This window comes from Sinorhizobium sp. BJ1 (genome assembly GCF_002531555.1).
Classification (GTDB): Bacteria; Pseudomonadota; Alphaproteobacteria; order Rhizobiales; family Rhizobiaceae; genus Sinorhizobium; species Sinorhizobium fredii_B.
In genome coordinates this window covers 1-11,105 of the sequence record NZ_NWTH01000068.1, presented here as the reverse complement: position 1 = coordinate 11,105, position 11,105 = coordinate 1, and the positions used below count along the sequence as shown (strand labels likewise).

The 11,105-nt window shown below is 58.0% G+C and carries 9 protein-coding genes and 1 pseudogene; 4 read left to right on the top strand and 6 right to left on the bottom strand.

Going from position 1 to position 11,105, the window contains the following annotated elements; genetic code table 11:
- Nucleotides 1–560 precede the first annotated feature (560 nt).
- The 6 genes from CO676_RS33370 to CO676_RS33345 form a co-directional block, all read right to left on the bottom strand.
- Complete coding sequence (locus CO676_RS33370) at nt 561–1,616, bottom strand: LLM class flavin-dependent oxidoreductase (protein ID WP_097524203.1); 1,056 nt, start codon at nt 1,614–1,616, stop codon at nt 561–563.
- Nucleotides 1,617–1,767: 151 nt separating this feature from the next.
- Nucleotides 1,768–3,414, bottom strand: coding sequence for an SDR family oxidoreductase (locus CO676_RS33365; RefSeq protein WP_097524200.1), 1,647 nt, complete (start codon nt 3,412–3,414; stop codon nt 1,768–1,770).
- A gap of 56 nt (nt 3,415–3,470) precedes the next feature.
- Nucleotides 3,471–4,052, bottom strand: coding sequence for a nuclear transport factor 2 family protein (locus CO676_RS33360; protein ID WP_245424640.1), 582 nt, complete (start codon nt 4,050–4,052; stop codon nt 3,471–3,473).
- A gap of 83 nt (nt 4,053–4,135) precedes the next feature.
- Nucleotides 4,136–5,353 carry a cytochrome P450 gene (locus tag CO676_RS33355; protein ID WP_097524199.1) on the bottom strand — a complete coding sequence of 406 codons (1,218 nt, stop codon included), beginning with the start codon at nt 5,351–5,353 and terminating at the stop codon, nt 4,136–4,138.
- Nucleotides 5,354–5,515: 162 nt separating this feature from the next.
- Entirely contained in the window at nt 5,516–6,865 is a 1,350-nt protein-coding gene (locus CO676_RS33350; RefSeq protein WP_179875757.1) for a dicarboxylate/amino acid:cation symporter, read from the bottom strand.
- A gap of 74 nt (nt 6,866–6,939) precedes the next feature.
- Complete coding sequence (locus CO676_RS33345; RefSeq protein ID WP_245424638.1) at nt 6,940–7,575, bottom strand: nitrogen fixation protein NifQ; 636 nt, start codon at nt 7,573–7,575, stop codon at nt 6,940–6,942.
- A gap of 645 nt (nt 7,576–8,220) precedes the next feature.
- Here CO676_RS33345 and CO676_RS33340 point away from each other — a divergent pair.
- The 4 genes and pseudogenes from CO676_RS33340 to CO676_RS33325 form a co-directional block, all read left to right on the top strand.
- Nucleotides 8,221–8,784 carry a peroxiredoxin gene (locus CO676_RS33340; protein WP_085043965.1) on the top strand — a complete coding sequence of 188 codons (564 nt, stop codon included), beginning with the start codon at nt 8,221–8,223 and terminating at the stop codon, nt 8,782–8,784.
- Nucleotides 8,785–9,470: 686 nt separating this feature from the next.
- Nucleotides 9,471–9,791, top strand: coding sequence for an iron-sulfur cluster assembly accessory protein (locus CO676_RS33335; protein WP_097524197.1), 321 nt, complete (start codon nt 9,471–9,473; stop codon nt 9,789–9,791).
- Between the two features lie 450 nt (nt 9,792–10,241).
- Entirely contained in the window at nt 10,242–10,415 is a 174-nt protein-coding gene (locus tag CO676_RS35615) for a hypothetical protein (protein WP_179875756.1), read from the top strand.
- Nucleotides 10,416–10,794: 379 nt separating this feature from the next.
- Nucleotides 10,795–11,105: pseudogene (locus CO676_RS33325) on the top strand (nitrogen fixation protein FixA); the annotation flags it as partial.

Here is an 11,105-nt window from a genome sequence, read left to right as displayed (position 1 = left end):
GGCAGCTTCCGCCGCCTGCGCAGGAATGCCTACAAGACCCGTGCCAACTCGGTGGAGCGGAACGACGGCGATCGATTTTTGCCGATTTCTCAGCCGCTTGGATCAAAGAGCGATCACCCGCACTTAAAAGCAAGCCTGTGTCGCGGAGCCGACAATTGTAACCAGCAATTGTCGTAGAGCGTTGCCTATCGGCCGTTAGGAGCCGACAAGACGATAGCGCCAATCAGGAACAAGGCGCCGGGTTTGGGAACTTTTCTCGGGGGCCTTGGCAGCTGGATGTGTCCGCCGTCCGATCAATCTGCTTCAGATGGGTTTCCCGGCCCTCACCCGATTAAGATCGCGACTGAATTCAGCCAGCGGAGCTCGACTGAGCACTGCCGCCGGAAGCCTGCTTATCCGCGCATGAATGTGTATGCGACCGATCACGCCCACGAGCCACTGCTTCACGAAGAGTTCAGCTGTAATCTGTGCCGACATCTGCGGCGTCGAATTTAAACTTGCCGGGCACTCTGATGGCGCCTGAGAAAGTGAGCTGACCTAAAGGTCAGGACGGTGCAACTTCAAGCCTCCGCCTGCCCGAGAGACTTCTGGACTGCTGGGATGATCCTGTCTCCCCAGAGCTCTATCTGGCGCAGCATCGTCTTTTGGTTCAAATCCCCCAACTGGGTCTGAATTGCAATCTGGTCCGGCTTCAAGACATCGATCTCCTCCAGAAGGCGGTCAATCACGCGATTTATGCTGCCAATGGGCAGGTTCTTGCGCATAGTATCGAACGATAGATCCTGATGCGTCGGCATCTCCTCCAACATATAACCGTCCTGACTCTGTTGCCGACGCTGATGCAGTGCCTCGGACAGCCGGCGCTGAAAGCGGGCGTTATCGAGATAGTTATTGATTTCCGCTCCATCATCACTGGCATAGCAGCACCGCAGCAGCGATATCTTGGCGTCGCGGACCTTCTTGCCCGCGGATCCCGCGGCGGTCTGGATGATGCCACGCAGCAACCCCAGAGTTTCTAAGCCGTCATGGAGGGCCGTGACGAAAAGGTTGTGTCCCTCACGATAGGCTCGGGCCACCGTTTTGGAGGACGCGGTAGCAATCCAGATCGGCGGGGTCGGCTTTTGGAGGGTGCGCACCGAAATCGCCGTCGGGGGTATCTGCATGTAGCGACCGCTGTGAGAGAAGATCTTTTGCTTTAGACCTTTGAGCAGGATGTCGAGATATTCCGAAAAGACGGCTGGCGCCTCATCTATATTGACGCCGAAGCGGTCGAATTCGAACTGCTGGTATCCCGCACCAACGCCGAGTTCGAGCCGACCGTTCGCAACGACGTCGACAAAGCCGATTTCCGCTAGCAGACGCTGCGGTTGGTAGAGCGGGAGCACGCAGACTGCGGTTCCGAGGCGAATGGTGCTCGTCAATCCGGCACAGTGGGCTATCATCAGTAACGGCGACGGGACGAGGCTGTAGTTGTTGAAGTGGTGCTCGGCGAACCAGGCTGTGTTGAAGCCAGCCTGCTCCGAAAGAATTGCCTGCTCGATCGAGTTGCGGATGACGCTATCGGGAGACTGATGATAGCCACGCTGGGCAGCTAGAATAAACGTTGCGAACTCCATGGGGTCTCCTTGTTTTAAGATCAGGGATCCGCCGCTCGTGGCGGTCGCGCCTCGAATAACGCGAACGTTTTCGATGACCATGCTCATGGTCCGTTTGCGTCCAGAGCGCCCAGAGTTACCGGAGCGCCAAGAGCTAAAAGCGTGCAATGCATCAGGGAGAGAGAAGCCGCCGCCGCGTCGCGGGCCGGCGCCGTGTCCTCCTCTCCGTCGAAATTTCTCCACCGACTTCGCTGCCCCACGCCGCTTCTCTGGACGAGATCAAGCCTCCGTCCACGTGCAGGATTGAGCCGTTGATGTAGGAAGCATCAAAAGAGGCCAGAAAGTATGCAGCTTCGGCGACTTCTTCTGGGTCCCCGACCCTGCCTAAAAGAATCCGCTGTCGAAGCGATGCAGAATCCATGCCGTCTACCTTTGCCAGCCCGCCGGCAGCACATGTGCGGATGTGACCTGGAGCGACTGTGGCTGTGCGGATACCAAATGGCGCGAGTTCGGCCACCGTGCAGCGGGTCAGCATGTCTATGCCAGCATTGTATGCGCTGTAGGCGTGACCCGGCGCGAGCGGTGAAAGGCTGAAACTTGACCCGAGATTGAGGATTACGCTGCCAGGGCGCATCGATATAGCGGCCTCGCGAACGCAGGTGAAGGCGCCAGTAAGATTGACATCCAGTATGTGCTTGAGGACTTCCGGCGACTGCTCGATATCTGGGACGAGCGTGTCATTCATGCCGTTGACGAAGACGTCGATATGGCCGAAGCGCTCCCGCAATTCTTCGAAGAGCGAGACTACCTCGCTTTCGGCGGTTCTGTTCACGCGCCTTGGCAGGTGTTTGCTGCCGAGCAAGCCAGCGAGCTTTACCGCTTCTCCACCGTCTCCGTCAGCGATCACAACCGTGTCGCCGTTCTTGGCAAACCGCCGAGCGATGGCCGCGCCTATGCCTTTCGCGCCGTCCATGACGACTACTGTTCGCGCATCGGTGTCCTCGACCGGGCGTATGAGTTCTGCTCCCGGCGTCCTGTCCCGAGCCTGGTGGGCACCACCCGGCTGGTTGAATGACATGCAGCCACCATCGACCACGAGCGTCGACCCGGTTATGTAACTCGCCTGTGCGCTCGCCAGGAAGCGCACGGCCCGCGCGATTTCGTCGGGACGCGCCAGTCGGCCCATCGGTACGCGACGTCTGATTGCGCTGACATCGAGCTTGCCGGAGCGTTCCAATTCGGCAAGCATAGGCGTGCGCACGTAACCGGGCGCTACCGCTGTCACGCGAATGCCGCGCGAAGCCCATCCGCATGCCAGCGATTTGGTGATTGAGGTCAGAGCAGCTTTCGAAGCGGCGTAGCCATTGCGCTTCGGGTTGCCGAGCAGCCCAGCCAGCGAAGCGACATTGACGATGGCAGCGCCAGGGTTCATCAGCTTCGCAATTTCGCACGCCACCGAATACGGCCCGACGAGGTTTACCGCCAGAGCGCGTTGAAAATCTTCGACAGGGGTATCGGCGGTCTCAGCCATGGTCGGCCCAATCCCCGCATTATTGACGAGCACTCCAATCCGGGAGAATCGTTTTTCCAGAAGGGCACCAAATGCGATGACATCGTGCTCTCGCGACAGGTCGAGCTCAAGGCCGAGATGGGGCTGGCCGAGTTCGTGGCCAAGTTCAATTACGCCGCTGTCCGGGAGGTCCACCGCGACAACGATGTCTCCATTCGCGGCAAATGTATCGACCAGCGCACGGCCGATACCCCCTGCGGCACCTGTGACGACGATGACCTGCCCAGGCTGAACCTGGCGATCGTCCATGCGTGTCCTCACTGCACGGGTGCTGCCTCGAGGAAACGCAGGATAGCGCAGTCGTATCATGGTTCTTCTTCTCCACTGCCGATCAGGTCCTTTGGATGATTGTTCGCAGCAGCGCGCCGCTTCGAAAGCTCGTAAACGGGATCATTCGGATGCGGTGCCCCAATCGGTTGGCGAGGACCGAACCGCTCTGTTTCCGAGGATTTCGGAGGCCTCTGTTTCTCGACCCAATCATAGACCACGGTCCGTTCGGCGATGCGCCACTCCCCTTCCCTTTTGTGAAACAGATCACAGTAGCGTCCGCACAGGAGCACCTGCTTTATCGCGCCTGTTTTGTCGGGAGCGCGCTGCAGTGCGGTGAAATAACTCTCGACGGCGGCCTCTGTCGTGCCGAGGAACTCAATCATTATGTTTCCAAGCTGGTGGATGTTGCGCGGCTGGGTTTCGAAAACGCTAAGTGCAAGCTGAATGAACCCCGCGGCAGAGCCGCAGTAGCTTCCATGATTGTCATGTGCATCGGGCCAATAGCAGCTGCGCAATGCAGCCTCGTCTGCCCGGTCGATCCCTCGACAGTAGCGATGGAGACAGTCGCGGATTGCTTCTCGGTCGAATAAGTTGGTTATGCTTGCTTGATTTATCATGATGGGGTGAGTGTGAAGGAAGCGGCGAGCGATGAAGGCTTGGGAGCGAGCGTCGCTTCTTTGCTACCGCCTCGCGTGACCGATCAGGCCCAAGTTAGGATGAGATTATTAATCCCGAATACATGGCCGCCATGAGCAATCGGCGCCGTACCTTCCTTGATGCGGAAAGCTGGGATGCGCGCTAACCATTCATGTAGACCAATGACAATTTCTCGCCGTGCAAGATGCGCTCCGTGGCAAAGGTGTGGGCCATGGCCAAAGGCGGTGTGCTGGTTACCCTGTCGTGCCAGGTCGATAGTGTTGGGGCACTCGAATTCAGACGGATCTCGATTAGCAATCATCGTGGCACAGGAAACATAATCACCCTTACGTATAGGCACGCCTTCGAACTCGATGTCCTTCGTGGCCACGCGGATTATCTGAACGGTTGAATAGGCACGCAGCAATTCTTCAGCGGCGAGCACGAGCCGATCCGGTTCGTTTCGCAACAACTCCTGGTGCTCTGGATTGCGTGCAAGATAGGCCATGTCAAAGCCAATGGCGGCGGCAACCGTGTCAAGTCCCGCGACCAAGAAAAGCACACCGATGCCACGGACTTCCTCTTCTGTTAAGGAGCGGCCCTCGATTTTCGCCTGCACCACGAAGGTCATGAAATCGACAGCCGGCGCCTTGCGGCGCATGGCTGCAAGTTCATCAATGAAGGTCACGATCGACCGGGCTGCTGCCGTTCGCTTGTCCGCGTTACCGTGGAGCAAATCGCTTACCCAGCCAACAAGTACTTCGGATCGCCTCTGCGAAAGACCCAGAAAGCTGAGGAAAACGCTGACCGTGAAGGGCAAGGCAAAATCCTTCATGACGTCACAGCTAGTTTTCTCTCTCGCGATGCCGTCGATCAGCGCGCCTGCCCTTTCGTGGATAGTCGGCTCCAGTGCCAACACCCGCCTGGAGGAGAACAAAGGATTTAGCAGTGCACGAAACATGCCATGGGTCGGGGGGTCCAATTCGAGGGGGATGACCGGCCAGTGTTCGCCCAGTGCGGAGGCGAAGATGCTGCGATGGCTGGAAAAGGTCTCTGTATCCTGCAGGACCCGGCGCTGGTCTCTCGCGCGTGTTATGACCCAGGTACCTCGTCCATCGCGCGTGTTGGAAGGAGAGTAAAAGATCGGTGGGCCATCATGAACGCAAGCCAGGGCGGCATGCGGATCCCCGTTAGGCGTCGGCGCCATGCCAGGCGACGTGAAAAGACTGAAGTCCCGCACCAGTCCGGGCGGAACATGATCTGGAATGGGGTTGATTTTCACTCGCTTTCTCCTTCAGTCACTCTCATAGCTGCGCGGGCCGCCGAAGATCTGAGCGGAATCAACCGGGAAAATTCTACACGAATCGCGCTTTGTCTCCTCGTGAGCATCAAGGGCGCGATCTGCGAAATAGGCGGCGCAAAACGGCACTTGCGGTCAACGGCGTCACTCCGCTGGCTTGACAACCGCCGACATGGTATGGATCGGCGCCTTGCCTGCAAGGGCGGTTGCAAGCTGCTCCCGGGAAAGCTCGCCTTCCCACTTCGCCACCACGACCGTTGCGACCGCATTGCCGATTAAGTTGGTAATTGCCCGGCACTCGGACATGAAGCGGTCGATGCCGAGGATCAGCGCCATGCCGGCGACCGGCACGGAGGGAACCGCGGAGAGCGTCGCGGCAAGCGTGATGAAGCCAGCGCCGGTTATGCCAGCTGCCCCCTTCGAACTCAGCATGGCGATGAGGAGCAGCAGGATCTGATCGCCATAGGAGAGCGGCGTATCGGTCGCCTGGGCGATGAAGAGCGACGCCAGCGTCATGTAGATGTTGGTGCCGTCCAAGTTGAACGAGTAGCCGGTCGGAATGACGAGGCCGACAACCGAGCGCTTGCAGCCGGCCTTCTCCATCTTGTTCATCAGCCCCGGCAGCGCCGCTTCCGAGGAGGACGTGCCGAGCACGAGCAGCAGTTCTTCCTTGATGTAGCGGATGAGCGCGAAGATCGAGAAGCCGTTATAGCGTGCGACCGCGCCGAGCACGATAAAGACGAAAACGCACGACGTGAGATAGAAGGTGCCGATCAGCATGGCGAGATTGGCAATCGAGACTACGCCGTACTTGCCGATGGTGAAGGCCATCGCACCGAAGGCGCCGATCGGGGCGGCCTTCATCAGGATTGTCACCAGACGGAAGATCGGAAACGTGAGCGCGTGCAGGAAATCGACGACGGGTTCCGCCTTCTTGCCGACCATCGCCAGCGAAATTCCGAAGAGGACCGAGATCAACAGTACCTGCAGGATCTCGCCCTCTGCGAAAGCACCGACCAGCGTCGTCGGAATGATGTTCATGAGAAAGCTTGTGACCGACTGCTCATGGGCCTTTTCGGCATAGCTCGTGACCACCTTCATATCGAGCGAGACCGGGTCGATGTGCATGCCCGCACCCGGCTGGACCATATTCGCGACGATGAGGCCGAGGATGAGCGCGAGGGTGGAGAAGGTCAGAAAGTAAATCATTGCCTTGCCGGCGACGCGGCCGATCTTGGCGAGGTCGGTCATGCCGGCAATGCCGGTCGCGACCGTCAGAAAGATAACCGGCGCGATGATCATCTTGACGAGCATGATGAAAGCATCGCCGAGCGACTTCATCTTGGTGCCGACATCCGGATAGAAATACCCAAGCAGGATGCCCGCGGCGATCGCCGCGAGGACCTGGACATACAGATGTCTATAGAGGGGTGTCTTGCGGCTGACCTCCGCGGGATGTTCTGCGATCAAGATGATATCCTCCACTTGGCGCATGCATATTTCGAAATTCGAGCATGCTGAAATGATGAAAAGGCCTCCCAGCGGTTTACAGCCGGCTTAGGCGGCGCTTAAGCTCGAGGTCTCCTCCTACTTGTCCTACAGGCGAAACAACTTTCGCCTTCCTCAGGGAAGCAGCTCTCCAATTCCTCACATTGCTGGCAAGAAGGCGCCGTGCACAGCGAAAAGCCCTCAGCCTCACAGAGCTTGCGGTAAAAGTACTTCTTCCACCGCATGTTCTGGGTATTGCCGGCCGCAAGCGTCGGGAAATGGCTGGCGAGCAATCGGCTGAGTTCGACTCGATCAAAAAGGCCAAGCTCCTTCCAGAGATGGTCGTGGCGCAAGGTACGGCGGGCTATGATTTTGGCGAAGCGCACGCTCGCCGAATCGCCCGCTCGCGCATGCGCGAGCAACAGACCGCGCAGAAGTTCCTCTTCGGGGCCGGGCTCCGGATCGCTTACCTCTTCCAAGCGAAAAACGTGAATAGTTGGGGCGGGGAAACTGTGGCTCAGGACGTCCCGCAGCTCTATTTGCGAAAGGCCAGTTGCCTCTGTCGCAGTTGCCTCGCCAGCATCGATTTCCTCGAGTGCACGCGAAAGGACACATGCAAGCACGTACTGATCGAAATCCATTTCGATGTCTACAGGCGGCCAGGGTCCGAGGTCCAGCAATTCGGATAACTGTCGCCAACCGGGCCGATCGGTCATTCTGATTCCGACTGTTGCTCTCCCTTTCGACAGAGCGCGGACTTGAGCTAGATTTGACATGTTCCCTTCCTTCCTTCCCTATTTCCGTTCCACACCCCGGGCACCCGCGAGATGACTGCACGGCAATCGTGGCCCCTGGAGACGTTTCAAGACTCGTGCCAATCGAGCCTGCTCGAGCTGAAGAGTTAACTTTGTGGGTTCCATTCAAGGACTAAACGAAGGTCTGGCAGGAAGTAGGGGGAATGCGGCCATGTCGGGAGGACGACAAAGGCGACATGAGATGTCGGTTCTCTGACAAAAGCAGCCGCCGGGTTATCAATGGGAAACGCGGAACCGCCGACTCGCCAAGCTCCTGAAATATCGGTTTTGCAGGCGGTCGCGTTGGACGCACAAGCACTGTCAGCTATTGCCGCTGGGTTGAGCCTCGAGAAGGTGCGTGTGCGTGAGTTTAAGCCAATGGCCAGTACGCGCACACCAACATGGCGATGCCCGCAACAAAGCAGTGCTGTTGCGGCTTGGATCTAAAGTGGCACGGCGCTTGCTGTCTGCTCGTTGGCCGACGAGCTGACTATCAAGTAACAGTGCTTCGCCAGAGGATCCAGAGGCGGCGCATCCCCCAGTTCTTTTCCGAAGGAGCAATGCATAATGCCTGTGAAAAAGAGAATCCCCTTCGTTGCCTTTCACACGCGCGTTCGCGACGAGACAATAGGGGGACCAAATCCATACCGGTGGGAAGTCAAAACAACCGAGGATTACTTCAGCGGCAAGCGCGTCGTTCTGTTTTCGCTTCCCGGTGCGTTCACGCCGACCTGCTCAACTCAACAATTGCCCGATTTTGAGAAACTTTACGACGAATTCCGGAAGCAGGGAATCGAATCGGTCTACTGCCTGTCAGTCAACGATGCCTTCGTCATGAATGCGTGGGGAAAGGCGTTGGGCGTAGAGAAGGTGAAGCTTATCCCGGATGGTTCGGGCGAATTCACTCGCAAGATGGGCATGCTGGTTGCAAAGGACAATCTTGGCTTCGGGATGCGCTCTTGGCGCTACGCTGCCGTGGTCAATGATGGCGTGGTGGAGCGATGGTTCGAAGAAGGAGGTCTCTTGGACAACTGCGAGTCCGATCCCTATGGAGTATCTTCTCCGCAGAACATTCTTGAAACGCTGAGGACTCTCGATACCGCGACCGCCTCTTCCAACGGTCCCGATTAGACTTTGATGTTTGCCGCGCGAGCTCTCCGGTCTGATCCTGCGGAGCCCAGGTGCTGAAGCGAACCCCGCCCGCACCTATTGGCTCGCTAGTGAACGGCCTCGTCCATCGCACTTTGATGAATTCCGCGCCGCCAGGAAATCGGCGCTCAAGGTGACTTGCCGGACCGCTCGCGGACGACCTCTTGATCCAGAGAGCTAATGTCGGCCATCGAGATAATCGATTTCACTGAAATACTGTTTCCTGCTATGCCGCTCTTCGAGCACGGAATCGAACAATTGAAGAAGACTTCCTCATGAGCGAGCCTGTCATCACAACTGATGTCGTGATCGAACTTGCGCTCGCAAGAGGAGCATCCGTCTTATGTATACCGACATGAAGGACTTGCGTCGTAGCAGTTCATATTGCGGTATGAAGACGAACTGCCACGGCAAAAGCCTTCGTAACGACGAGGCATCCACCCTCCCGCGCCGGATGTCTCAGCAGCGCTGCAGAGGATTAAACGGCGATGCTCGGCAGGCCGTGAAGAGCCTCACACGAACTCGGCTCATCACTCAATGTCGCAACTACGACTGTGTCGTACAAGCGACATGGCCGTATTTGAACATCGCGTTGTTTTCATGATGGTTTCTCGTTGGCACACAAGGTGCATCGTTCGCAAGCAACTCGAAACCAGGAGAACGAACCCATGATAACACTCACCAATAGTGCCATTGCTGCAATAGAGTTCGCGCTTTCCCAGGCTTCCGAGCCGGCGAATGGGTTGCGCATCAAAGTGGAAGCGGGCGGCTGCGCGGGCTTCAAATACCACCTGGGCTTGGACAGCGAGTCACGCGAGGGCGACGCTGTCATTGAGGCGGGTGGGGTCAAGGTGTTCATCGACTCAGCCTCTCAACCTCATGTCGGCGGCATGACGCTGGATTTCACCACGGGTGTCAATTCCCCCGGATTCGTCTTTGACAATCCCAACGCACGAGAGAACTGCGCCTGCGGGAAGTCCTTCGGTTGATCGCAGAAACACAGAGGAACGAGAATGCGACGTCATCACGAGAAGGATCAGGCAAGCTACTTGATGCTGGCGCTTTTCGCACACAAGCTCTGTCGCCCGAAGGGCGTCGGGTACTCTACATGAAGCGTGGGGTACCCTTTCACGCTCTAATCAGGGTACCAGGAGCGCGACCGGCGCGCGGGCACTAAAAAAACGCCCGGCATAGTAGGTCTGGGCGAAGCCCTCGAACTCGCGTTGGAGTGAGACCGCTTTGAGAAAGGACTACTCGAGCGCGTCCCCAGGACCTCCGGCAATGGCAATCCGTTTGCGGGTTACCAAATTCCACAAAGAGTCACGGCGGCGCCGTGGGCGAACCCATACAATTGCTGCTCAACTGCCCCGGCATGGCCTCCTCCTCTGGCTCCGTCGAGGACGTCTTGGAGATCCTCGACGTCACCTAATAATCCGAAGGTGCTAAATACCTCATGGACTTCCCATCATGAAGCGGATGCGACAAAACTGGCCGAGCAGGGCTTTTCCGATCTCGGCGCCGTGGTGGCCGCCGCCGGTGCGAGCGGCGCGCTCGAACGCGCCTGTGCGGAGTTTGCAACCGCCACGCCGGTTTCGGATCTTTACGGTGCTTGAGGCGCGACCCGACGAGATCACGATGATTTTAGGTCCGATCGACCTAAAACCATGAACGTGATCGATTCTAATGGGTTAGCGCGGGATGCGGGCGGAAAACCGTACACACTTTTCCTCTTCCCGCGCTAGGGGCGTGCGCCTGGCCGCAGCTTTGTGCCATTAGGACTCGGTCTTGAGCCATCGGGAAGCGACACGTGTGGCGCGGTTGCGACAATTGCATGTCCTGGAGCCGACAACAGTGTCACGCGGCCGGCATGCCGTGAACCGAAGATCGCCTTGAGTTTCATGGGCTTGTTGGACCACAACCGGTTGGCATGATTGGTGCTTGGAAGAAAGGCGAAACGTCATGCTCACATGCGATCGGAGCTAAAGAGACCTTATGCACATCGTAGTCTGTATCAAGCAGGTCCCGGACTCGGCGCAGATCCGCGTCCATCCGGTGACGAACACGATCATGCGCCAAGGCGTGCCGACCATCATCAACCCTTACGACCTGTTTGCTCTCGAACAGGCCCTTCAAGTGCGCGACCACCATGGCGGCGAGGTCACGGTGCTCACCATGGGTCCGCCCATGGCCGAGGAATCGCTGCGCAAGGCGCTCACTTATGGCGCAGATCGCGCGGTACTGCTGACCGACCGGCACTTTGCCGGCTCCGACACGCTGGCGACTTCATTTGCTCTTTCCCAGGC